Genomic DNA, 24,982 nt, shown 5'->3' with positions numbered 1-24,982 from the left:
CACATTCAGGAGAGAAAAATGTAACATTTTAGAATGTATAAACGTCTAATATGCAAAAGCATTTTTTGTAATAGTTTTTAATCCAATCCAAAACACAATACTATGAATCTAAAAACTAAATTTATAATAACCGCTCAGGTTGCCATGTCAACGATTATCATGAATGCACAAAACACAACAGCTCAATTACCGGGTGATGCCACTCTGCCATCTACCAAAGCCACTTTGGATAAACTTCTTTCCTACGATAAAGGAACTTATAAGTATAAGGTAGAAGATTATTTTGCAAGACCTAAGGCTTCCCAATTTAAAATTTCTCCGGATGGAAGTTTCCTTTCCTACAAAGAAAAGGATAAAGACAGTAAGAATCATGTCTACGTTAAAAACTTAAAAACAGGTAAAGTGACCAAGGCTATTGAGGAGAAGGAAGATCTCATCAAAAGCTATGGCTGGTTAAACAAAAGCCGCTTGTTTTTCACTCAGGATAAAGGGGGAAATGAAAATCTACATCTGTACGCTGCTGACATTGACGGAACTAATCTGAAAGATCTTACCCCGTTTGAGGGCGTAACATTAGGTTCTGTAAATTTAATAAAAGACACAGATTTTGTTGTTGTTACAATGAATAAGAATAATAAGCAGATCTTTGAACCTTATAAAATCAATTTTGTCACAGGTGAAATGATTCAGCTGTATGAAAATAAAGATTCTAAAAACCCTATTGATGATTTTATTTTTGATAAGGATGGTAATTTGAGAGGATATACTGTTCTCGTTAATGGTCTGACCACTCATACCTATTATAAGGATTTGCAGACCGGTAAATTTAATCTTATTAAAAAGGCGGATTGGTCTGATACTTTTGGTATTATCAGATTTAATGACAACTCTAAAAACAAAGATGAGGCTTATGTTGTTTCCAATCTGGATAGTGATAAGACTAAAATAGTGCTGTATGATCTTAAGAAAAATTCAGTCATAAAAGAAGTCTATTCAAACCCTGTTTATGATGTAAGCTCCATCCAGGTTGCCGGGAAAAACAGGAATTATGAATTAGATTACATCAGTTATAATGGGGTGAAAAGTGAAATTGTTCCGGTAAGTAAATTCTACAAAGAAGTTGATGATCAATTAAAATCTCAGTTTGGAGATAAGGAGTTTGGTGTTGTATCGTCAGATGATCATAATGAGAAGCTTTTGGTCGTTGTTGGCAGTGATAAATTGTATGGAACCTATTATGAGTATGATACTAAAACCAAGCAGACAAAGCTCCTTTACAACCTGATGCCTCAATTGAAAGAAGAGGATATGGCTGAAATGAGGCCTATTGAATTCAAAAGCAGAGATGGGCTAACTATTCGTGGATATATTACTTTGCCTAAAGCTGCTTTGGAAGGTAAAAAAGTGCCTATGGTCGTAAACCCTCACGGAGGGCCACAAGGAGTGAGAGACCAATGGGGATTCAACCCTGAATCACAATTGTTTGCCAGTAGAGGATATGCCACATTACAGGTGAATTTCAGGATTTCTGGGGGTTATGGAAAAGAGTTTCAGAAATCCGGATACAAACAAATTGGCAGAAAAGCAATGGATGACGTAGAAGATGGAGTAAAGTATGCCATAGCGCAAGGATGGATTGATAAAGATAAAATTGCCATTTACGGAGGAAGTCACGGAGGTTATGCAACCCTCATGGGATTGATTAAAACTCCAGATTTATATACATGTGGTGTGGATTATGTTGGAGTTTCCAACATCTTTACATTCTTTGATTCATTCCCGGAATATTGGAAGCCTTATAAGGAAATGGTAAAACAGATCTGGTACGATCTTGATAATCCAGAAGAGGCAAAAATTGCTAAAGAAGTTTCCCCGGTTTATCAGATCGACAAGATTAAAAAACCGCTTTTTGTTGTACAGGGAGCCAATGATCCAAGAGTAAATATCAATGAATCTGATCAGATTGTAAAAGCAATGCGGGCTAAAGGTTTTGAAACACCGTATATGGTAAAATATGATGAGGGGCATGGTTTTGGAAAAGAACCCAACCGATTGGAATTGTATAAATATATGTTAGGCTTTTTCGCAGAAAATTTCAATAAATAATTTCAATAAATATCTATCATACAAAAAAGGAAGACCATCGTCTTCCTTTTTATTTTGTGATAACAGTATTTAACACTATGTAACTTCTAATAACTAAGAATAGAGTATTTCTTTTAGAACTTTGCGGTATCAAAAAACATCTATTATGATCTACAGATTATTTTTATTCTTATTATTAGTTATTACTGCAATTTTAAATCTTTTATAGCCCAACTTAAAGACGAAAAAAGGGTTGATCGTTTTGAGGAAAAGGCGATGATATCTCCAGTAGTATTTATAAAACACCTGACAAATATTACTTTTTTATGAGATTACTAATCGATATCCAGTAGCTCTGATATTGATGATGCTAATTCTCGGATCTCGTGAAAGTTGTTTCCTCAATTTAGAAATAAAGACGTCTAAACTTCTGCCATTGAAAAAGTTGTCGTCGCCCCAAAGGTTTATAAGGGTTTCTTTGCGTGGAAGGAGATTGTCCTTACTGGTTGCTAAAAGATAAAGAATTTCCCCTGCTCTCGGAGAAAGATTGAAAGATTCTTCTTTGTGTTTCAATTTGTAGGAATGAGGACTGTATTCATATTCACCAATGGATATTGTATTCTTTTCATTTAAACCGGAAGAAGCTGTAGAGGAGTTTCTTAAGATTCTGTGAATTCTTGCAATAAGTTCTTCAATACTAAATGGTTTACGGATATAATCATCTGCTCCGATTTCAAAACCTTTTAAAACATCTTCTGTAAGAACACGGGCAGAAAGCAGAATTATTGGTATATCATTTCCGCTGTCTCTCAGAGTTTTTAGAAAAGTATAACCATCTAATTTGGGCATCATAATATCTGCCACAACAATATCAAAAGATTCATCATTCGTTATTTCCAGACCCTCAACGCCATTGGTTACCCATTTTACGGCAAACCCATCTCTTGTAAGCATATCTGTAGTAACCTCACCTAACAGCGCATCATCTTCCAGGTACAACAATTTTATTTTATTACTCATATGATGGTATATTTATTTCAATAAGAGTGCCTTCCTCTGATTTTAGTATTTTTATACTTCCGCCTTGATTTTTTAGTGATTTTTTCACAAAACTTAAGCCTAGTCCAAAACCTTTTACATCATGCAGGTCTCCATTATTTATTCTAAAGTATGGATCAAAAACTTCGGTATGATACTTTTCTGAAATTCCAATTCCATTATCCTTTATCCTTATAATTACTTTGTGACTTTTTTGTTCTGCTGATATAACGACAACAGGTTCCTTTTCTGAATATTTTAAAGAATTATCAACGATGTTCAAAAAAACTTGTTTTAGCTGTTCATAGTTTCCTTTAATATCAATATCTCCATTAATTTCATCGAATACAATACTCCCTTTTTGTTGAATAATGATGCTTGAAAGTACCTCTGTCACCTTTTCAAGTAAAGTTAATAAATTGACGCGGTTGATAGAAAGTTTTTCTTTATGATCAGTCCTTGCATTTTGGAGAATTGATTCTACAAGAAATGAAAGTTGCTGGGTAGCCTTTTGGATAATTTGAGCATATTTTCGGGCGCCTTGAGGTTCACTGGCAATATCATACTTTTCAAGACCTTCAGCAGTAATAAGGAGCGTAGAAATAGGAATTTTTAATTCGTGAGTCATATTTCGGGTAAAGACTTCTTTATTTTTTAATAGCTTCTGGTAAAACACTAAAGTACTATAAAGAATAAAGAAAGTACCAATGAAAAGGATGATATAAAGGATGGAAAAAATGATAACGCCAGGCATTTTGTGAATTACGATGATGCGCGTTAAATCATTAATATGAATGCGGTAAGTATTTTCGTCGTTGGAGGGAGTCACTTTCTCAGTCGTATTTTTATCTTCGATAGGAAGCTTGACCGGATATGTGCGTTTAAAAGTGGGATTTTCGTGATAAACGACCACGTCTTCATCGGAAAGTTCTGGAATAGAGGTTTTTATATTTTTGTATAATATACTGTCCATACTTTTGCCGTTGATATCAAAAGAGATACCCTTATAAAGAGTATCTTTTTTAATTTCAATTTTAAGTGCACCATTAGTGTTTTTGCTCTTTCGTACCGTTTGTGCAACAAAATTTTTAGAATTAAGAGAAGGATATAGATCAAAGGTTATTTTTCCTTGTCCAAAAATCGAGTCTATTTTTTTAGAATCTACATTGCCATGTCTTACAATATTATTAAATAGAATTTGAGTCATTTCAAACTTAGTTCTCTCAAGAAATTCTTTCTTTTTACTTTGAAAGCTGTTATAGATCCAATACCCCTGAAACACAAGAATAACTATCGTGGTGAGTATAAATAAAGGTTTTCCAAAGCGAATTAAGAAATTATACATGGTATTTTAATTAGAAGCTTATCGAATTTACGAATTAAGAAACATACAAAAATATTTCGATAACACTATTTAACACTAGATAACAATGGGATAACTCAAATGTTGTCGGATCTTAATGAAATTTGTACCAGGAAAAAAAAGACATCAATGAAATTAAAAAATATAACTGCAATTCTATTTTTTGTGTGTTTACTGACAATCCCGGGACAAAATAAAAACACGAAAGCACTCTACAGTAATAATACCAAAGAATCTCTGAATTTTCCTATTGACTCCGTTGATTTTGAACTTGGAGCTGATAGCAGGATCTATGTTAAGGGTAAAATTAATGATAGTGAGGACCTTAAATTTTTGTTTGATACCGGAGCAACTTCGATGGTGTTTAATCCAAATTCTTTCCATAAAATTAAAATGGAGTTCAACGATAAGGTTTTAAATAATGGTACAACAGGTTCGAGCGAGGTAGGAGTAAGTTCCAAAAACAAACTGCAAATAGGTAATCAAATAATTAATGATATCTCTTTCTTAGAGATTGCATATCCGGCTGATTTTTGGGATGGAGTGATTGGATTAAACTTTATTAAAAGAAACATTACTAAAATTGATTATAATAAGAAAAAAATATTTTTTTATTCTGATCATTTTAAACCTTCAAAAAGAAGTATAGCACTCAAGATAAAGTATGTATTAGGGGTGCCAACGGTTAATATTCCTCTTACAGTAAGCAAGAAATCATATCATGTATGTGTCGAAATTGATACTGGCTCAGATCGTGTTATGGATCTTAATACTCCTTTTGTTAAAAAACATTCGCTTTTACATACATTAAAATCCTTTGCGACATCTTCTGTCAGTGGTTCTTCCCAGGAAATAGGTAAATTATACAATGTAAGATTTGATAAAGTAGATATAGGAAGGTACTCTTTACCACTGATTCCAGGTGCATTTTCTACTGTTATTGGAGGAGTTCAGGGCAGCGATGAAATGGACGGCGTTTTAGGGAATAATTTTCTAAAACGTTTTAATATGACATTGGATTTGAAAAAAAATGTTGTGTATTTAGAACCTAATGATTTAATGTATTCGCCGTTCTATGATTTTTTGATCAAAAAATAACAGACACAAATTTTCAATATATTTAAGAGAAACGGAAAGTATTTTGCTTTTCGTTTCTTCCTGTTAATATCTGTGTGTTCGTGCGAGCATTCGATCATTTTTGATTTTCAATTTTACGGATCTAAATGTAAATAACGACTTTGTCATTCCGTAGGAATCTAAACACTCTCTATAAAAGTTAGAATTTGGATTCCTACGAAATGACAAAATGTATGAAGATTGTGATAGATAATGGAGTAAGTCTTTAAAAAGATGCTTCGCTTTGCTTGCAATGACGAATCCTAATCTCTATAGCAGTGGTTAACACTTAGAAAGCATGGAATGGAAGTATGAGTGTATAGTGAGGCTTGCATCAATAAAAATTTAAGAGCGTCCAAATAGGATTAATAAAAGAAAAATGAATATTTGATAAAAAATATTTTAAATTTATTAAAGTAAAATAAAATGTACAATCGTCATGGTAATATGGAGGTTGTCGAAAAAATAACAATGCCACAGAAAGAGAAAGAAAACATCATCTCACAAACCGTTTCGAACTACGGAGGAAAATTGATGTCTTTCATTCGTCCGAAAGTGAAAAATACGGAAGATGCTGAAGATATTCTGCAGGAAGTCTGGTATCAGTTCAGTAACATCACCAATATATCTGAGATTGTAAATGTTGGGGGATGGTTATACCGGGTGACTGCTAATAAAATTACAGACCGTTATCGTAAGAAGAAAACAGAAAATCTTGAAGATTTTGTATATGAAGATGAAGACGGTGACTTTTCAATCAAGGATATTTTATTAATGGATGACAGTGCCGGACCTGAAGTGAAGATGTTTCAGGATGAAATCTGGAAGAAATTATTTGAGGCCTTAGAAGAACTTCCTGAAAAACAGAAACTGGTGTATATGGAAAATGAATTAAATGATAAGACCCTTCAGGAAATTGCTGATGAACAGGGCGAAAATATAAAGACCATTATCAGCAGAAAAAATTATGCTGTAAAGCATCTGAGAAACAGATTGAGAGCATTATACGAAGATTTAAACAGTTAGAAATAGAAAAAAGATATTATGAATCATAAACATAAAAAAGGTTGGATTTTTTTAATACTATGTCCACCATTAATCCTCTTAGCCGTTACATGGATTGTCATGTCGCTTTGGAACTGTCTTTTACCTGATATTTTAGGGGTGAAATCAATTACCTACTGGCAGGCAATGGGAATATTGATCCTAAGTAAAATTCTTTTTGGAGGTTTTCATTTTGGAAAGGGAATGAGGGACTTTAAAGAACGAAAAATGAGAGAAAGAATGCAGCATTTATCTCCTGAGGAAAGAGAAAAATTCAAAGAAATATGGAGAAGTAAATGTGAAAATGGATTCTTTAACAGACACAATAGAAATAACGAATAGTTTGAAATTTTTAAAGAAGTAGTAAAGTAAAATTAAAATTCATTCGTCTATATAAAAAACAAGAAGTAGTAAAATTTAAAATTTTGAAAAAATGAAAAATTCAGTATTAAAAGGTGCTCTGGGAGCATTAGCTGTAGTAGGCGTAGCATTAGCTGTTAAAAAAATGGCAGAAAGAAAAAGATTTATCAGAGGTATTTTTGATGAGTATGGAATTAAAGAAAAATCACCTTTTGGTCTTGCAGATAAAATCAGAGAAATGAACGATGAGCAATATCAGGAATTGAAAGGGAAATTCAAAAAAGAATTCAAATCAAGATGCCATAATAGAAGAAGGGAAGCAGCTGAAGCTTAATCTTCATAACTAAATTGAAATTGTTTAATTACGGCGCGGGAAGCTATGCTTCCCGCGCCGTAATTTTTTATATAAGTCAAGCTGAAAACTTGGATGATATACGAATGCTATTTCCCGCAGATTTTGCAGATCAGGCGGATTTCATATATTTTAATTGGATGTCCAATCCGCTTGGTCTTAATAGCTTCTACTATTGCCATAGAACGATAAGTCGTCGATGGTCAATGATAAAAATCTTATATCGTTTCCAATTATTTAGAAAAATAAATTCTTACTTTTGTAAGGTTCTACATGAAAGATTACTACTATTTTCTCGGTGTTCCTCACGATGCTTCGGAAGAAGACATCAAAAAGGCCTATAGAAAATTATCATTGAAATATCATCCTGATAAAAATGATAATGACCATTTTTTTGCCGACCGTTTCCGGGAAATTCAGGAAGCTTATGAAACGCTGAGTGATTCAGGCATGAGAAAAAGTTATGATCAGAATTTAGAGAATCACCAGAAAAGTTTCAGATATAATACGCCACCTGCGATTAAAACTTTTACGTCTAATAAAATTCATGCAAAAAAGGGAGAGGAAATCATTATTAACTGGCAGACTACCAATGCAGACATCGTAAAGGTTCTTCCTTTCGGTCTGGAAAAAGCATATGGGGAAAGGGTTTTTAAGATCACAGAATTTAAAGAGGGTAAATTTCAACTTTTGCTTCATGCAACGAATTCGCTGTTACATAAAACGGTAGTACAGGGGATTACCATTACAGAAGTCTTTGAGAGCAGCTCAGAAAAATTTAGAAGTAATGCGGAAGATCTTTTTAAAAGCCAGCCAAAAACGCCAACAAACCCAAAAGGTCAGCCAAAAATTATCTGGATTATGGCAGCATTATTACTTTTAATAATGGCTGTTTATTTTCTGATGAAAAGTTTTGCTTAGATTAAGCCATTTTTTTCCTTCCAGGACACTTTTTACATCTTTTTCCTTTCTTAAATTTCTTGCAGCAAGATTTCTTTTCACAGTACATATCTTCATTATTAAAGAAGTACACAGGTGTAAGAGGAGGTACTTTAAATGGGGTAATCATATTCATGGTGCAAATATATTAATTTAGAATAAATATAATTAATAATTTTTCATAAATCTATTTATTCATATAACCAAATTTTGAATCTATTATACGTACAACCTTTTGATATACCCCAATTTAAGAGGGTTAGAAAGAAAGAACAGAGGAGAATTGTAACCTGAAAGCTTCTGCTTTCTGCCGGCCAAAATTACTGAGTTTCCCATAGCTTCCTTCTGTACCAAACTTTAACTTTTTATAAGGATGATAAATCAGATTGACTCCCAGGTTTTGGAAATTCTGGATCATGTTTTCCGGAATAAAATCTTTTTTTCCTAATTCAGAGTAGCTGTAATAAACTGTTGAGCTCCATTGGGATGCCCACCAATGCTCATATGCTCCAAGAATATTGAACAGCTTAAGGGTTTCTAATCTATTGTTTTGCAAATCAGGTACCGCATCATATTTCTCTCCACCCAAAACAGTGTTATAGCTGGAATAACCTTTTCCGTAAGAGCTTTGAACCCTGATGTTATCTACCTCATTGCTGTAAAGCCTTGCTGAAATCATTCCTCCATATCCTAAAACCGTTTTATTGCTCGCCTGTTGCAGTACTTCGTCTTTTATTTCATAGCTTATAGGGGACAATATTCCGCCTACCTTAACGTAATCCTTAGCGTTGCCATATCTGTAGACCGCTGTCATAATGGGGATAATGGATTTTTTGATCCAGTTTGTATTTCCTTCACGAAGGAAAATGTTTGTTGTATTCGGATCTTCTAATGATAGGGACAAAACCTCTTTTTTAGAAATGGGTATTGAGTAACGGACCTGGATGGTTCTTATCAGCATGCTGCCATTAGGACCTACAAAATCAATGATATTAGGGAAAAAATCAAAATCACTGAAATTACTCCATGTTTGTCCTACCAGAAGGTTTTTCCATTTGAGATAGCCCTGTCTGAATCTGGGAGCTGTTGTTCCGTTGGATCCTAAAAAATCAACTTCTACATAGGCTGATAAATCTGAATTTCCCTCAGAATCAGTCTGTTTTATACTCAGTCTGATTTGAGACTGTTTAACGCTAAAATTGCTGTTCATGGAATTTTCTTGCGGAATAAGAATAGAGGGAGTTCTAAATCCGTCTTTAAATTTCATTTTCTGGAAATCAAGCATTGCATCGGTCTGGATAAAACCTTTAATGTATACCGACCATGTATCGTTTGTTGTGTCTGAATATTGACTTATTGGCTTGGTCTGTGCTTGTACATTATTAATTGCAAGCAGGCATGCAAGAGTGCATAAGGACATAAGCCCTTTTTGGGGTTTTTTCATCATGTGCTGTGTTCTTTAATATCATTTAGAACCTATCTCCTCCTGAATTGAATAGAGGTAGGATTTATTTGTGTCTTTCAAATAATCATTTTGTAGCTGTTACTTCACAGCAGCGCCTGCTACCTAACTTTTATTTTTTTATGAAACTACAGAATTATTTTCTGAGGTTATTTCTTTAAAAATTTAATTTTATAAGAAAACGAAAAGAATAAATAAGGTATAAAATGGGAGATGACTAATTAAAAGTTCAATATTCTTTGGGAAATATGAAATAAAAATCAGAAAATTGAGGGTATAAATATTTTTTACATTTTTTAAATTTCATGCCAATTTATTTTAAACACCTGTTTATTGAATTATAGTATTTGTCAATATTGATCACTAATTTTTGACTGTTGTAGAATCCCTTAAAAAAATGTAATTTTACCCATCTTTTTTACAAACAAAATCTAATAAAAAAAATGAATACAGAACAGTTTGTGAGCCGTCACATTTCTCTAAATGAAGCCGATAAACAGGCGATGTTAGAAAGAGTCGGCGTTTCAAGTATCGAAGAGTTAATTTCTCAAACCATTCCTTCTTCTATCCGTTTAGAAAAAGACCTTGATATCTCAGAACCACTTTCAGAATATCAGATGCTTATTCATTCTAAAGAATTGGCATCGAAAAATACTGATTATACCAGTTATATTGGTTTTGGGTATCATAATACGCTTTTACCATCGGCGATTCAAAGAAATATTTTTGAAAATCCAAGCTGGTATACAGCTTACACTCCTTATCAGGCGGAAATCGCACAGGGAAGATTAGAAGCTCTTCTGAATTTCCAGACTGTTGTGTGTGATCTTACCGGTTTTGCACTGGCTAATGCTTCATTGTTGGATGAATCTACAGCAGCAGCAGAGGCGATGCATATGTTCTTTAATAACAGAACAAAAGATCAGAAAAAAGTAAATGCTAATAAATTCTTTATTTCTGACCTTGTTTTACCTCAAACTATTTCCGTATTAAAAACAAAGGCAGAAGGTCTGGAAATAGAGATTGTAGTAGGTGATCATAAAACTCACGAATTTGATGGTTCTTACTATGGTGTTTTATTGCAATATCCAGGTAAAAATGGTATCGTCTTAGATTATACTGAAGATATCGTAGAATATAAAAAATTAGATCTTCAGGTAGCAGTTGCTTGTGATCCTATGGCTTTGGTTAAACTGAAGTCTCCGGCTTCAATGGGTGCAGACTGTGCAGTGGGAACTTCACAAAGATTCGGTATTCCATTAGGTTATGGTGGCCCTCACGCAGCATTCTTCTCTTGTAAAGAAGATTATAAAAGAGATATTCCGGGAAGAATTATCGGAGTTTCTCAGGATATGTACGGAAAACGTGCATTGAGAATGGCTTTGCAGACAAGAGAGCAGCACATCAAGAGAGAAAGAGCAACTTCAAATATTTGTACAGCTCAGGTTCTTTTGGCTGTAATGGCAGGGATGTATGCTGTTTATCATGGTCCTAAAGGATTGAACTATATTGCTGATCAGATTCACTTTAAAGCAAATGCTTTGAAAGGAGGTCTTAAGGCTTTAGGTTATCAGACAGTTGAGGAGCCGATCTTTGATACGGTAAAGATTACCATGAGTGAAGATGAAAAAGGAAGATTATCAAGAATGATGCTTGATCATAAACTTAATCTGAACTATTTTACAGAAGGAATTGTAAGTATTGCGATCAACGAGAGTACAACATTAGAAAAATTGAATACACTAATGGCCTCTTTCGCTCAGTTTAAAGACAAGCAGACTTTTAAATTAGAAATAAAAGAAGGATACAGTATTCCTGAAGAGAATTTAAGAAAAGATGAAATTCTTACGGAAGAAGTATTCAATAAATATCATACGGAAACAGAATTGATGCGTTACATCAAGCGTCTGGAAAGAAAAGATTTATCATTAACGCATTCAATGATCTCTCTTGGTTCTTGTACGATGAAGTTAAATGCTGCTACCCAAATGTTGCCACTTTCATGGGATAATTGGGGAAGTGTTCACCCATTTGTACCAGTTGATCAGGCTGGAGGTTATCAGGAAATGATCCGTGAACTGGAGAAAGACCTTGCTAAAATCACTGGCTTTGCAGGAACCTCTCTTCAGCCTAATTCAGGTGCTCAGGGAGAATATGCAGGATTAATGGTGATCAGAGAATACCATATTTCGAGAGGTGAAGGCCACAGAAATGTAGTATTGATTCCTCAGTCTGCACACGGAACCAATCCAGCTTCTGCAGCGATGGCCGGGATGAAAATTGTAGTTGTTAAAAATCTTGAAAACGGAGAAATCGATTTCGAAGATTTAAAAGCAAAAACAGAGCAGCATTCTGAAAACCTATCTTGTGTAATGATCACTTATCCGTCTACTTACGGATTCTTTGATGCGAATATCATTGAGATTACCAATTTGATTCACCAGCACGGTGGACAGGTGTATATGGACGGAGCCAACATGAATGCTCAGGTAGGATATACAAGTCCTGGAAACATCGGAGCAGATGTTTGCCACTTAAACCTTCATAAAACTTTTGCTATTCCTCATGGAGGAGGAGGTCCTGGAGTGGGTCCGATCTGTGTTGCTAAACACCTGGTACCATTCCTGCCTACCAATGCTAATATTAAAATAGGTTCTAAAGAAGCTATTGAAGGTATTTCTGCAGCTCCTTACGGTTCAGGATTGATTTTGAATATTTCTTATGCATATATTAAAATGTTGGGAACATCAGGATTGAAAAAGGCTACAGAGCACGCTATTTTAAATGCGAATTACCTGAAAGAAATCTTAGCAGAGCATTTCCCTATTTTATATTCAAATGAAAATGGAAAAGTGGCTCACGAATGTATCGTAGATTTCCGTCAGTTCAAGTCATTAGGAATTGAAGTGGCTGATGTGGCGAAAAGATTAATGGACTATGGTTTCCATGCTCCTACAGTATCTTTCCCTGTTGCAGGTACATTAATGATCGAGCCTACAGAATCTGAAAGTAAGTCAGAGATCGATCGTTTTGCAGAGGCATTAATTGCTATTAAAAAAGAAATCGATGAGATTGCTAATGGTGAAGCTGATGCAGCGAACAATGTACTTAAAAATGCTCCACATACAGAGCAGCTTGTTATTTCTGATGCTTGGGACAAACCATACAGCAGAGAAAAAGCAGCTTATCCATTAGATTGGGTGAGAGACCATAAGTTCTTTGCTTCCGTTTCAAGAGTTGATGAAGCTTATGGAGATAGAAACTTAGTATGTACTTGTGAGCCTATTGAAGCTTATATGTAATCGGAATCTTTTCCGGATACCATAAAATAATCACCCACTCAGTTGCTGAGTGGGTTTTTGTTTGGGTTTATTTCCTCTAATGTCTTCTTTTTGATGTGTATGCTATGAGAAGTATGACTGCCACTACAACAAAGGTGATTATTGATGTGGTTTCAATTGCAGTTTGACTTTCATTGACTTGATAATTTCTATTACTTTTTTCGCAAGAAAACAGAAATAACGTTGCTATAAATAAGCAAATAGGGAGTAGTTTTTTTATCATGTGTATATATGTTTGGTTATTAGTGAATTATCAGCAATAAATATGCCGATTGTGCGTGAAATATTTTAGAGTTATATGCCTTGAATAGTACATCGCTCAAAACTATAGCTGTTCAGATACTTTTTATAATTAAAAAAACACCTTCTCGATTTCGGAAAGAAAAATATTGTTTTTATGAAATGAATTTCAGGTAGTGGGAGAAGGTCTTATTTTTTAGATTGTTCCTTCATTCCAGTAATGGCTGTCAGGATAGATCCTGGTTCCAAAAACAGCAGTTCCTACACGGACGATAGTAGACCCTTCTTCAATGGCAGTCTCCAGATCTCCGCTCATTCCCATAGAAAGCTCTTTCATTTCAACATGTGGAATAGTTTGAAGGATAATTTCCTGTTGCAGGTTTTTAAGGATTTTAAAGCATTGTCTTACTTTCTCCGTTTCTGCACTGAACAGGCCGATTGTCATCAGTCCTTTTATTTTTATTGTATTCAATCCGGACACCTTTTTTATCAATTCAATTGCATGATCAGGATGAACTCCAAATTTGCTGTCTTCGTTAGAAGTATTTACCTGAATTAAGACCTCTATGGTTTTATTTTCAAAGAGGAGTCTTTCGTGTAGTTTTTCTGCCAGTTCCAGGCGGTCTACAGACTGTATACAGGAAACATCATATTTTAAAATATCTTTGATTTTATTGGTTTGCAGATGGCCGATAAAATGGTTTGTGTGTGGAACTTCTTTTAGATCTTCATATTTTTCTTTGAGCTCCTGAACTTTGTTTTCACCGATTAAGGTCTGACCGTTTTCCAGTGCTGTTTTTATCCGATCGGCAGATACTGTTTTTGTTGCTAATAATAATTTTACCTCATTGGGGTTCCTGCCTGATTTTACACAGGCATTTCTTATCCTGTTCTGAATGATTTCTAAATTATGGAGAAGGTCTTCTTTCATAATTGAGCTGATTGTGTTTCCATTTCCAGTTTTTTTATCAAATTTCCCTTCACAATAGTAAATGCGTGATCTTTAGCTTCAGCAAAAGAAATGTTGTAGTGGCGCTCAACAGACTTTAAATCATCTGGAAATTTAGATAAGAGGCTGTCATAGAAATGATCCAGGGATTCTTTAGAAGGCATTTCGTAATTGATCTTCAATTGAAAACGTCTCAACAATGCGGTGTCAATAATTTCCGGATGGTTTGTTGCGCAAAGCAACAGTGAATTTTCGGGGTAATAGTCAATAAGCTGAAGTAAAGTATTAACAAGTCTTCTCATTTCTCCCACGTCTTTATCATCGCTGCCCCTTGCTTTGCCGATCTGATCGAGCTCATCAAGAAAAAGAACTGATCTTTCCCGGCTTGCTTTATCAAAGATCATTTTGATGTTCTGAGAGGTTTCTCCAATTCGGGATGATACTATATTGCTGAGGTTTAAAATGATAATATTTTTACCAAGCGCGTTGGCAATAGCTTTTGCAGTCATCGTTTTTCCGCATCCTGAACTTCCCTGAAGCAAAACTTTATTATTGACAGGAAGACCATATTCCTGAAGTTCTTTGAGGTAGGTGTGCTCTTTGATCAGCTGTACAAAATGCTTTCTATTGGTATCTTCAAGGAATACATCATTAAGGGTGACTTCTTCTTTGTCCTGGATAATAAGATTGTACAGATTCATATTTTTTGAATTTTTTTAGGATGATTCTTATAGAACATCAATGAATATACAAAGATAAAGATTTCGGAATCTTTAAAATATGGATTAAGGTTTAAGATGTAAGATTTCTTCAAACTTCTTAAGATGATCAGGACTTGAAAGATCAATAAAAAATTTTTCCTGCCAGCTCTTTGTTTTTTCTGCCTGCCTGTTTTGTGGAGTATCCCAGTGAGGATATACTCTGAACCCCCGTTTTCCCTCTTTTAAAGGACTCGTGATAATATGTTGTAGCGCAAGAATATGTTTTGGGAAAAGAAAAAAGCTAGATTTACCGGTGTCTTCAGAATAAATGATATAAAAATCAAAAGGATCGAAAATAGTGAACGGCTCGGTTTGTAGCGTGTTGTGGTTTCTTTTCCATAACGTAACAAATTGTCCGATTTTCTTCGGAGTGATTTTAGCCTTTCTGAATTTGATAAGATAATGATTAAGATGGAAGGTATACCCAAAGTATTCTTCGCATTCTAAATCGGGATGTATGTTGGAAATTGTGTGGTTCAGCTTAGTGAAAACTGAATTTTGAATAAGACTAAGTTCTTGAATCATTGAATTTATGTTTTGGGCTCTTTTACTCTGTGCGAGTAAAAGAGCAGCGATCTGATATCAGATGGCAAACATAAACAATACAATTAATATAAATAGGATGAACTGATTACAGTCCAGCGATTTTTTATTAATTTCTTTCTCTTCTAACTGTTGTGAAATAAGAAGCGAATACTACTATACATGTTGCGATAAAAGCGTAAGTTACCATTTTTGTTTTTTTTGAATTTTAATTATACTTTCTTTGCTAATTTTCTAATTGCAATATTACAACTTTCAAATGACATGCCAAATAGAATAATCGTGATGTTTATCAGGTATTTAGGTGTTGTTATGGTGTGGTTTTAGTGATTATTTGTTTACATTAATTTAATATATTTTTGAAAAAATATGTGTATTATTATTATCTTATTCGTAATAATTATTAAGTTGATAAAAGATTTCTATTCTGCATTTAAAGATTGATAAAAGGAATGCAATGCATATTACTGTAAATTGTAAAATCAGATAAGCCACTTTAAAGTGATAAATTGAAAATAGAATATTAATAAAAATTATTCTTCAAACTTCATGGAAAATAGACCATTAAGAAGATTTAATAAATGACAGAAGTTCAGGAAAAAAAATACTGTCACTTTTACTATTTTTGTGTTAAAGATCTTTTTGATGGGACGCAGTTATATCTATCTTATTTTAGCCATTGTTTTTGAAATCATTGCTACAACATTTCTCAAGAAATCTGAAGAATTTTCGCGGTTAATCCCATCTTTAGTTACTATTGCAGGATATTCCGCAGCTTTTTATTTTCTCAGTCTCACCCTTCGCCATATTCCGATCGGAATTACTTATGCGATCTGGTCGGGTGTAGGCATTATATGCATTTCAATCATTGGAATTGTAGCATTCAAGCAGGTTCCTGATTTGCCAGCTATTATTGGTATTGCATTGATCGTGATAGGAGTAATTATCATTAATCTTTTTTCAAAGATGGGAACACATTAGCAGGGTTGATTTTTGAAAGATTTATAAATATTTCTTACAGTTAGATAGTAAACGTACAAAAATGTAGCCTTACTGATTGGTGAGATTGCCTTTGCTGATAAAGTTTGTTTGATATATAAAAATCAAAGATTTTTAGAGAGCTTATGTATACTTCTAAATTGAGAATGCTTACGTTTGTTTGCAAGCAAATTAAAGCGATATGAAAACGTGAAATTAATGGTCTTATTTCACTTGCTCAATAAGTTCCAGCCTTTTTACAATACTTTCCTTCGGGAGTAAAGTTCCGGGAGACAATACAGCATTTGCCCCTATCCGTGAGTCGTCACCAACGAGAGAACCAAATTTATGAGTTTGGGTTTTGATAAGTTCATGATTAAAAAGAACTGAAATTTCCTTGTCTTTTCTTTCATTGTAATGATTGGCACAGATTGATCCCGCTTCAAAATTGATTCGGTTTCCCAGAATACTATTTCCTATATAATTAAAATGAGCTACAGCGGTATCATTGAAAATAATACTTTGTTTGATTTCACTTCCGGGACCTATTTTAGAATCTTTTCCAATAAATATAGGACCTCTTAAATACGCATTGGCACCAATGAAAGAATTTTCACCGATAATGATCCTGCCTTTGAAAATGACATGCTGTTCTATCGTTGCTGTTTTGTGGATTGCAACATCGCCGGAAATTTCATACTCACTGCCAAGACGGTCGAATTTCTCTTTCAGAAGATCATCCAGATTATTGATAATGTCCCAGGGAAGAAGATCAGGGTTGGAATTAAAATCAAAAAAATTATCAATGAAATCCGTGATATTGATCATAGGTGAGAAGGTTGTTTTAAAATAAATTCTAAAACAAATTTAAGCATTAATCTGATCAAAATCTGGGATTCTGAGTGATAATTGGTGAATTATTTTTGGCTTTTATGATGATGAATAGACTGCTAAATCAAAGATTCTATAACGGCATGCATAATAAGGAATAGGGTTACCTGATTTTGTTTAATAATATCCTGAGTGGTCTGCTTTAGTTTCCAGTGTTCGGCTCTCTTTTCATACAGGAAAAATTTTCCTAGTTTGTATTTGAACTGCAGGTATCCCCGAAATTCTATCCCGTTAAATATCCGGTGTGATATATTGGGATTTTCTTCCAGGCTTTGCTTGATTGCATTGCTGTATACTGTTGGGCCGGTAGTAGAGTGAATGTTATGGGGATATCGATGGGTTTCGATATTGTCAAGCATCAGATCCAGTGTTTTTTTCAGAAAAGGATGGTTTTTATTAAATATAAGAGCCCATTGAACAAATAGACCATCATGTCTTTCTTTACTTATTACCGCTTCGTCATCGTCTTTTACTAAATATTTGAGAGGTTTTTTAACGGCACTGTCCACATCTAAGTAAATTCCTCCTTTTTTATACAGGATCGCATATCTGAAAAAGTCAGCTTTTGCGGCACCAATAGTGAGCTTATTGTAATTTTCAATGTACCTGGGGGGGAACTCTTCAGTGATGAATTTTTGAATATCATTATCATCGTAGAAATGATATTGGTATTCCGGATTTTTTTTCTTCATCCGCCAAATATACCATTGAGTAAGTAACGGAAGTTTTTTAGACTTAAACGTTTGAAAGATCTGTTTTGGAATGGACATAATTAAATTATTACAGGTTTAGACAATACATAATAGTTCACCTAACCACTATAATTTAGTGGTCATTCAAATATTTACTGTGAAAATTAAGCTGCGTTGGAGGTTTGATACCAATTTACCTGTTAAGTTAAATGAGGTCTCCTAAAATTTTTATTATTTTGTTTTCTACTTCCGAAAAGGGTTGTAAGAAATTCCTACATTAAAGTAAAAAGAAGGCTTTGAAGTGGTTTCAAAAATATAATTTTTAAATGATTCTTCTTTATCAAATATCCTGGCACGGGGCATTACCCTAAGTCCGGTTTTTAATGATCCGATAAGATTGGATCCAAGGTTGTGTTCATAAATAACTCCCGAATTAATTTCAAGTTGCCTGAACTCGTATCTCCTGTCTGTACGATAGAGATAAAAAGAATTGTTATCCATTTCAGTACCCAAAGATATTCTTCCATTGGAAAAAACATCTTTTCTCATCATCACCTTTTTAGGGAGAATAACATCAGCTACCCAGCCATTGTTGAAGTGATGTTCATAGGTGAAAATGGGAAGGGCAGGGACTTGTGTACTTGGATCAATCATAATGGCAACTCCTAAAGTCATTTTAGTTTTTGCGTTGGCTTTTAATATCAGTGCTCCTGTCAGCATTCCTCGGACCCTTTCAAAATGCTGCTCACTTCCGTCGATAGATGCGGTGGCCGAATACAAAGCTATTTTGTTGAATAATTTTGAGATATGAGTAACGCTTAAGGCTTCAGAATGGTAATGGAAATCCCCCTTTGTATTTTCTTCAGGAAAAAAGAAAGAATTGTTTTCCGTATTCATGGAAGTATACCGGTAATTGAGCGCAGCATTTAAAATCCATCTTTTTTGTTTGATAAAATAAATATTGGCATTCGCTTTTACCTGCTGAAAGCTTTGGACTTTGTTATCCGGCTGATTGATTCCCTGTAATGAGGAAGTGTATTTATAAGGCGTCGCAACGGTATATTCCAGATTAAAATCCCTGGTTTGCGGGAATTTATCGGTAACAAAAGCAAGTACCCTGTGTGGAATACTGTCTTTTTTCTGAGCGTAAACAATATTTTTAAAAGGAAACATAGCAAGTGGAATAAGGGCCCTTCGAAAGTTTTTCATAGTTTATTTTAGTTGTTTGATGGTTGACTGGAAAAAATTGAAAATAAATAAGCGGTCATAAAATATTTCCAGGCTATTTTCAATGATGAAATCAATACGGTGATTAGTATTGATCCTATGATCTTCTTCTACGAAAACAAACCACATTTCCTGTAACTGATGTTGTTGCTTAAATGCTTCACAATGGTATAGATCAAGGGATGATGAATGTTTGAGGTCATAGAAGAGAATGCCGTTTTTTATGTTATTTTCTTCTATAATATTTACTGAATGGTGGATGTTATTGATGATTTTTATATCCGGATTGTAACATTCTATAAAATGATGTAAATCAATTAGCTGAATCACTTTCTCCTCCTGTTGCGAATCAGTCATAAAGAAACATTCCAGTGTTATCTGCTCTGTTAGCTCTTGAAAAACATTTAGATCCATAAATAATAAATTAGAGAGGACAAAGAAATATAGAATAGGAAAGGGCTTTGATTTTTTTATACGAAATCCTGTAGATTTTATACCAAATCCCGATGAGAAAATTGGTATAATAAACTCCGGATTTTGTATAATTTTCTGCACCTTGTACTTAATAATACTACTTTTGTTATTCGTTGGAATAAAATGAAATACAGTTCACAAGAGTTGAAAAATGTTTTGGTTATCGATTTTCTGGTAGAAGATCGATATAAATTCTGGAGGCATTTGGTTTTCCTGTTATTCTTTTTTGGATTACTATACAATGCGAGTTTCTGGCATATGTTTGCTGAGGACTACCAGTTTTATGTTTTATGTTATATTTATGTCTGCCTGTTAATTATGGTATATGTCAATATTTACATTTTGGTTCCTTTATTCTTCTTTAAAACCCGTTATATAACCTATTTAATTTTGTTGATTATACTCGGGGTAGCTGGATTGAAAGTGATTGGGTATGGGTTTAATCATTATTTTTTACAATACAGAATCGTTGATGCACCTAAGAATAATAAGGGCAGCCTTTATGAGGGAGTAATGATGTGTATTCCTATTATACTGACGACCACGACAGTAAAGCTCCTTCAGAAATGGACGAAAGATAACAGGAGAATTGTGGAGCTCAGTAATCTTACATTGAATATGGAATTGAATGAGCTTCGCAACCAGATGAATCCTCATTTTTTATTCAATATGCTGAATAATGTGAAGGCTTTAATAAGAACTGATCCTGAAAAAGCATCTACAGTTATTGTAAAATTATCAGAGTTTTTAAGATATCAGCTGTATGAAAATGGTGAAGAAAAGACCCTGTTGGTTTCGGAGATTGACTTTTTGTCAAACTTTCTTAATCTTGAAAAAATAAGACGGGAAAATTTTTCGTTTGAAATTGAGAGTACTACGGACAAGCGGCTTTTAAACAGTACATTTATTCCGCCTAATTTATTTACTTCTTTTGTAGAAAATGCAGTAAAACATAGTGTAGATATTAGTGGCAAACCGTCCTGGGTTAAAATAACCGTTGAAATTGAGAACCAGAAACTTCATTTTGTCTGCTGTAATTCTCAAAATCCTGATTTTCCTATTTCTAATAGAAGCTATAGTGGGCTAGGGCTAGCCAATATAAGGCGGAGGTTAGAACTTTTGTATAATGATACCCATCATTTAAATATAACCTCTACCGAAAAAGAATATACCATTGATTTAATTATTCCCATATGAATTGTATTATTATAGATGACGAACCTTTAGCGAGGGCAGAAATGAATTCTTTAATTAATGAAATTTCAAAAATTGATATTCTTGGAGAATTTTCTAATGCACCGTCGGCACTGGATTTTATTAAAAACAATGCAGTTGATTTGGTATTTTTAGATATAGAGATGCCGCTGATGACCGGACTGGAATTTGTAGAAAGGCTGCCGAAGCGTACTTTGATCATTTTTACAACCGCATATTCACAATATGCTTTAAAGAGTTACGAATTGGAGGCGGTGGATTATTTATTAAAACCGATAGATAAACAAAGATTAAAGAAAGCGATTGAGAAAGCTGTTCTGTACACTGAACTTTTATCAACCGGAACCATAAAAAATACGGTGGAATCTAATACCGCAGATTTTTTATTTATTAAATCAGAACGGAGATTTTATAAAATAGGCTTTGCAGATATCAAATATATAGAAGGTCTGAAAGATTATGTAGTCATCCACACTCAAAATCAAAAACTGATTACAGCAATGAATCTCAAAACGATCCATCAGAAAATTTCATCCGATTCTTTTATACGCGTGAGTAAATCGTACGTTGTCAATATCGATTATATTGATTCATTTGATAATCACAATATTTATATTGGAGATTCCGTAATTCCTATTGGGGAAGTCTACAAATCAGATTTTTTTTCAAAGTTTGCAGGAGGTTTACTGAACACGGATACTTAAGATCTTCTTTCGTGGAATTTGTTTTTTAATAAAGTTTTTGGTCTTTTTCACAATAGAAACTACGTCTTTTTCCAAGTCCGGTTTGCTTCTTTATAAGTTTAAGTCCGCATTTCGGACAGGTGCTTTTGGTATGAACCTGCCAATGTTTTTTCAGGGTAAATTCTTTTTTCCACTTTAAAAACTCAAAACTATAATTCCGTGCTTCCTGAATAAGTTCTTTGAGCTTTTTGGGTGGAAGATTTCCAATCAGACTTTCCGGCTGTACACCAATTCTGAAAAGGACTTCATTCTTAATAATATTTCCGACTCCTGAAAAGATATCCTGGTTCATTAAAGCATCACAAACCATCATTTGTGGATTGGTTTTCAGTTTCTTTTCTGCTTTTCTAGGATTCCATTCATTACTCATCACATCTGCCTCCCAATCAATGGTATTTAAAAATTCAGGATCTACAATTTTTACAGAGCAGGTATAGAAATACATTCCCCCGGTTTTAAACCGCAGGGCAAGACGCAGACTTTTATCTGGTTTTGTCTGTTCATTGATGCTATAAGATCCAAACATGAGCAGATGAATGCGTACACTTATTGTATCAAAAACGAGATAGGTTTGTTTTCCAAAGGTTTTAATCTCCAAAAGGATTTTTCCTACAAGAGGTTCTTTTTCAAATTTGGCATTTCCCCGGGCTTCAGTAATTTTTTTGCCTGTGAATTCCTGCAAACTTTCTTTCATGATGAGTATAGATGGACCTTCTGGCATAGCTTTAATTTTTTATAAAAATCCAAATAGTATTCCGTAAAAGTAAAATTTGAAGTAATTTTGAAAAATGATGAATTTAAATCAGATTTTTACCAATCAGCGTACCGGAAATAATCCACATACTATAGCATCCAGAACCGATTTTCAGAGGGATTTTGACAGAATTATCTTTTCAGCCGCCTTTAGGAGATTGCAAAATAAAACACAGGTGTTTCCACTACCGGGAAGTGTCTTTGTTCATAACCGTCTGACTCATTCATTGGAAGTTTCATCAGTAGGGAGAAGTTTGGGAAGTATTATTGGGGAATTCATTTCTGAGAGTTTCAGCGGTGATCTTACTGAGGATTCTAAAAATTTCTATCTGCATAATTTAGGAAACGTAATTGCGGCTGCCTGTTTATGTCATGATGTGGGTAATCCTGCATTCGGGCATTCCGGAGAAGATGCTATTGCAAGCTATTTTGAAAGGAATGAGAAAGATTTAAAGCCGAAGTTCTCAGAGAAAGAATGGGCAGATCTTGTGAATTTTGAAGGTAATGCTAATGCCATTAGAGTTTTAGCGCATCAACAGCAGGGGAAAGATGAAGGAGGGATTCAGCTTACTTTAACAACTTTGGCGAGTATTGCAAAATATCCTTGTGAAGCTATTGCCAGACAAAAAGGAATTATTCACAGGAAAAAGTTTGGCTTCTTTCAGAATGAAAAAGATATTTTTTTAGAAATAGCTGAGAAAACAAATTTGATTTCTGAGAGCAATGAACCTCATATTTTCAAGAGGCATCCATTTGTATGGTTGGTGGAAGCTGCGGATGATATCTGCTATAATATTATTGATATGGAAGATGCCCACCGATTAGGAATTGTTTCGACTGCCGACTGTGAGAATCTTTTTCTTGAATTAATAAAATCCGAAAGTCAGGATACTAAAAGAGTAGAGCAGAAGCTTACCTCTATTTCAAATGATAATGAAAGGATTTCTTATTTACGGGCAAAAGTGATTAATGCATTGATCAATAAATCAATTGAGACCTATAAAGAGAATTTTCAAACCATTCTTCAGGGGAATCTGGATAAGGCTTTGCTGGACATCTTTAAATCAAATAATAAAACATTGCAGGATATAGAGACTTTCTCTATTGCAAAAATCTACAACCATAAAGCCGTTGTAGAAATTGAAAATGCGGGATATAATGTAATGTACGAACTACTAGATCATTTTATTCCTTCGGTTTTAAAATCAAAAGATGAAAGGAAATCATATGATAAAATGGCTTTGAAGCTTCTTCCCAATCAGTTTTTATATGAGGATGGAACGGATTACCAGAAAGTACTTGGAGTTATTGATTTTGTTTCCGGAATGACCGATAATTTTGCTACTGATCTTTACCGCAAAATAAAAGGAATTGATATAGGGATGACGGTGTAGAATAGTCCTACATCATGTTTTAAAATACAATTTAATTTTTCGCCTATTAAATATACCTCAACAGGAATTAACTGTTGGGGATTTTTTTTGTACTGGCTTCGGTTTTTACTATGCTCTATTTCTTTACAATACGCTGTAATAAAAAAATAAAGTATTTAACGCAATTATATTGCATTAATGAATTTTATTTTTATTTTTGAAACTGTATTGCATTAAGGAAACTTTAAGGAATTAAACCAGATATAAAAAGGATATGATAAAGATAGCAGACACCAGTAAATCGTATAATGGTAAAGAGGCCGTGAAAAGACTTTCTTTATCAGTCGCTGAAGGGGAAATATATGGATTGCTCGGGCCAAACGGAGCGGGAAAATCAACAACATTGAATATGCTTCTGGGATTTTTAAAACCGGATACCGGAGCTACATATCTTAACGATGTGGATACAAGTACTGATGCAAAAGAGGCAAGGAAAATAACAGGATATATTCCTGAAAATGTAAATCTTTATCCTTATTTAACCGGTATTGAGAATCTTTATTATTTCTGCAAGCTTGCCGGAAAGAATTACAGCCCCGAAGAACTTTCTGATATTCTTACTGCTTGCGGGCTGCAAGAGGATTCACATCACAAGAAAACGGGGGCGTATTCTAAGGGAATGAGACAAAAGGTAGGCATTGCTATAGCCTATGCGAAAAAAGCAAAAGTATATTTATTAGATGAACCTGCCAGTGGCCTGGATCCTTTGGCTAGTAATGAACTTTCTGCTTTGCTTAAAAGACTGGCCGAAGAAGGAGCTGCGATACTGATGGCTTCGCATGATATTTTCAGAGTAAGAGAGACCTGTAGCCGGATTGGAATCCTTAAAAATGGAGTACTGGTTAAGGAGATGAATACTTCCGGAATCACCGCAAATGAATTGGAAAAAATATACCTTGATTATATGCAGGGCTAGTACAGAGAGTTGCAGCACATTATTTTAACATAAAAAATTTTGTTAAATATTTTATCGCAACAATATT

At 34.1% G+C, this 24,982-nt stretch carries 23 protein-coding genes; 12 read left to right on the top strand and 11 right to left on the bottom strand.

The genetic code is table 11. The annotated features are described in order from the left end of the window. Nucleotides 1-102: 102 nt before the first annotated feature. Nucleotides 103-2,106, top strand: a complete 2,004-nt coding sequence (locus CEY12_RS06590; RefSeq protein WP_089026938.1) for an alpha/beta hydrolase family protein — start codon at nt 103-105, stop codon at nt 2,104-2,106. Nucleotides 2,107-2,409: 303 nt separating this feature from the next. Here CEY12_RS06590 and CEY12_RS06585 read toward each other — a convergent pair whose 3' ends face one another. Together CEY12_RS06585 and CEY12_RS06580 are read right to left on the bottom strand one after the other, a co-directional pair. After that, the gene (locus tag CEY12_RS06585; RefSeq protein WP_089026937.1) at nt 2,410-3,105 is read right to left on the bottom strand and encodes a response regulator transcription factor; all 696 of its coding nucleotides are present in this window, start codon (nt 3,103-3,105) and stop codon (nt 2,410-2,412) included. Then, nucleotides 3,098-4,468 carry a sensor histidine kinase gene (locus CEY12_RS06580; protein WP_089026936.1) on the bottom strand — a complete coding sequence of 457 codons (1,371 nt, stop codon included), beginning with the start codon at nt 4,466-4,468 and terminating at the stop codon, nt 3,098-3,100. The genes CEY12_RS06585 and CEY12_RS06580 overlap by 8 nt, the downstream gene beginning before the upstream one ends. A gap of 147 nt (nt 4,469-4,615) precedes the next feature. On the opposite strand from CEY12_RS06580, the gene CEY12_RS06575 reads away from it, so the two are divergent. From CEY12_RS06575 to CEY12_RS06555, 5 genes are all read left to right on the top strand, one after another. Next, nucleotides 4,616-5,584, top strand: a complete 969-nt coding sequence (locus CEY12_RS06575; protein ID WP_157676772.1) for a retropepsin-like aspartic protease — start codon at nt 4,616-4,618, stop codon at nt 5,582-5,584. A gap of 444 nt (nt 5,585-6,028) precedes the next feature. Further along, nucleotides 6,029-6,628 (top strand): RNA polymerase sigma factor, encoded by a 600-nt coding sequence (locus tag CEY12_RS06570; protein ID WP_228409806.1) that lies wholly within the window; start codon nt 6,029-6,031, stop codon nt 6,626-6,628. An 18-nt stretch (nt 6,629-6,646) separates the two neighbouring features. Next, a complete protein-coding gene (locus CEY12_RS06565) occupies nt 6,647-6,988 on the top strand; it encodes a hypothetical protein (protein WP_089026933.1) in 342 nt (113 codons plus the stop codon). Between the two features lie 91 nt (nt 6,989-7,079). Then, nucleotides 7,080-7,340: a hypothetical protein gene (locus CEY12_RS06560; protein ID WP_089026932.1), complete on the top strand. Its 261-nt coding sequence runs from the start codon at nt 7,080-7,082 to the stop codon at nt 7,338-7,340. Nucleotides 7,341-7,631: 291 nt separating this feature from the next. Next, nucleotides 7,632-8,279, top strand: a complete 648-nt coding sequence (locus tag CEY12_RS06555) for a J domain-containing protein (protein WP_089026931.1) — start codon at nt 7,632-7,634, stop codon at nt 8,277-8,279. 277 nt (nt 8,280-8,556) lie between these two features. Here the strand turns inward: CEY12_RS06555 and CEY12_RS06550 are convergent, their stop codons facing one another. Continuing rightward, nucleotides 8,557-9,744: a DcaP family trimeric outer membrane transporter gene (locus tag CEY12_RS06550; RefSeq protein WP_157676771.1), complete on the bottom strand. Its 1,188-nt coding sequence runs from the start codon at nt 9,742-9,744 to the stop codon at nt 8,557-8,559. A 458-nt stretch (nt 9,745-10,202) separates the two neighbouring features. Here CEY12_RS06550 and gcvP point away from each other — a divergent pair, with 458 nt between their 5' ends. Further along, the gene (gene gcvP / locus CEY12_RS06545; RefSeq protein WP_089026929.1) at nt 10,203-13,061 is read left to right on the top strand and encodes an aminomethyl-transferring glycine dehydrogenase; all 2,859 of its coding nucleotides are present in this window, start codon (nt 10,203-10,205) and stop codon (nt 13,059-13,061) included. A 475-nt stretch (nt 13,062-13,536) separates the two neighbouring features. Here the strand turns inward: gcvP and CEY12_RS06535 are convergent, their stop codons facing one another. From CEY12_RS06535 to CEY12_RS06525, 3 genes are all read right to left on the bottom strand, one after another. Further along, nucleotides 13,537-14,271 carry a YggS family pyridoxal phosphate-dependent enzyme gene (locus CEY12_RS06535; RefSeq protein ID WP_089026927.1) on the bottom strand — a complete coding sequence of 245 codons (735 nt, stop codon included), beginning with the start codon at nt 14,269-14,271 and terminating at the stop codon, nt 13,537-13,539. After that, a complete protein-coding gene (locus CEY12_RS06530; protein WP_089026926.1) occupies nt 14,268-14,990 on the bottom strand; it encodes an AAA family ATPase in 723 nt (240 codons plus the stop codon). Before CEY12_RS06530 ends, CEY12_RS06535 begins: the two co-directional genes overlap by 4 nt. An 84-nt stretch (nt 14,991-15,074) precedes the next feature. Further along, the gene (locus CEY12_RS06525) at nt 15,075-15,575 is read right to left on the bottom strand and encodes a MepB family protein (RefSeq protein ID WP_089026925.1); all 501 of its coding nucleotides are present in this window, start codon (nt 15,573-15,575) and stop codon (nt 15,075-15,077) included. A gap of 663 nt (nt 15,576-16,238) precedes the next feature. Between CEY12_RS06525 and CEY12_RS06520 the strand changes: the two genes are divergently transcribed. Continuing rightward, nucleotides 16,239-16,574, top strand: a complete 336-nt coding sequence (locus CEY12_RS06520; RefSeq protein ID WP_089026924.1) for a DMT family transporter — start codon at nt 16,239-16,241, stop codon at nt 16,572-16,574. Nucleotides 16,575-16,796: 222 nt separating this feature from the next. On the opposite strand, the gene CEY12_RS06515 is transcribed toward CEY12_RS06520, so the two are convergent. The 4 genes from CEY12_RS06515 to CEY12_RS06500 all read right to left on the bottom strand — a co-directional run bounded on the left by CEY12_RS06515 (nt 16,797) and on the right by CEY12_RS06500 (nt 19,795). Continuing rightward, nucleotides 16,797-17,399: a DapH/DapD/GlmU-related protein gene (locus tag CEY12_RS06515; RefSeq protein WP_089026923.1), complete on the bottom strand. Its 603-nt coding sequence runs from the start codon at nt 17,397-17,399 to the stop codon at nt 16,797-16,799. Between the two features lie 122 nt (nt 17,400-17,521). After that, on the bottom strand, nt 17,522-18,232 hold the full coding sequence (locus CEY12_RS06510) for a glycosyltransferase family 32 protein (protein ID WP_089026922.1): 711 nt from the start codon (nt 18,230-18,232) through the stop codon (nt 17,522-17,524). Between the two features lie 165 nt (nt 18,233-18,397). Then, nucleotides 18,398-19,363, bottom strand: coding sequence for a DUF6268 family outer membrane beta-barrel protein (locus tag CEY12_RS06505; RefSeq protein WP_089026921.1), 966 nt, complete (start codon nt 19,361-19,363; stop codon nt 18,398-18,400). Nucleotides 19,364-19,366: 3 nt separating this feature from the next. Then, on the bottom strand, nt 19,367-19,795 hold the full coding sequence (locus CEY12_RS06500) for a hypothetical protein (protein ID WP_089026920.1): 429 nt from the start codon (nt 19,793-19,795) through the stop codon (nt 19,367-19,369). Nucleotides 19,796-19,978: 183 nt separating this feature from the next. Between CEY12_RS06500 and CEY12_RS06495 the strand changes: the two genes are divergently transcribed. After that, nucleotides 19,979-21,052 (top strand): sensor histidine kinase, encoded by a 1,074-nt coding sequence (locus CEY12_RS06495; RefSeq protein ID WP_089026919.1) that lies wholly within the window; start codon nt 19,979-19,981, stop codon nt 21,050-21,052. Next, the gene (locus CEY12_RS06490) at nt 21,049-21,774 is read left to right on the top strand and encodes a LytR/AlgR family response regulator transcription factor (RefSeq protein WP_089026918.1); all 726 of its coding nucleotides are present in this window, start codon (nt 21,049-21,051) and stop codon (nt 21,772-21,774) included. The genes CEY12_RS06495 and CEY12_RS06490 overlap by 4 nt, the downstream gene beginning before the upstream one ends. Before the next feature lie 25 nt (nt 21,775-21,799). Here CEY12_RS06490 and CEY12_RS06485 read toward each other — a convergent pair whose 3' ends face one another. After that, entirely contained in the window at nt 21,800-22,534 is a 735-nt protein-coding gene (locus CEY12_RS06485; protein ID WP_089026917.1) for a DNA-formamidopyrimidine glycosylase family protein, read from the bottom strand. 70 nt (nt 22,535-22,604) lie between these two features. Between CEY12_RS06485 and CEY12_RS06480 the strand changes: the two genes are divergently transcribed. Together CEY12_RS06480 and CEY12_RS06475 are read left to right on the top strand one after the other, a co-directional pair. After that, nucleotides 22,605-23,960, top strand: coding sequence for a deoxyguanosinetriphosphate triphosphohydrolase (locus CEY12_RS06480; RefSeq protein ID WP_089026916.1), 1,356 nt, complete (start codon nt 22,605-22,607; stop codon nt 23,958-23,960). 253 nt (nt 23,961-24,213) lie between these two features. Continuing rightward, on the top strand, nt 24,214-24,915 hold the full coding sequence (locus CEY12_RS06475) for an ABC transporter ATP-binding protein (protein ID WP_089026915.1): 702 nt from the start codon (nt 24,214-24,216) through the stop codon (nt 24,913-24,915). Nucleotides 24,916-24,982: the final 67 nt, after the last annotated feature.

The sequence above is a fragment of the Chryseobacterium sp. T16E-39 genome, from assembly GCF_002216065.1.
Classification (GTDB): domain Bacteria; phylum Bacteroidota; class Bacteroidia; order Flavobacteriales; family Weeksellaceae; genus Chryseobacterium.
This window is presented reverse-complemented; position numbering and strand designations above follow the sequence as displayed.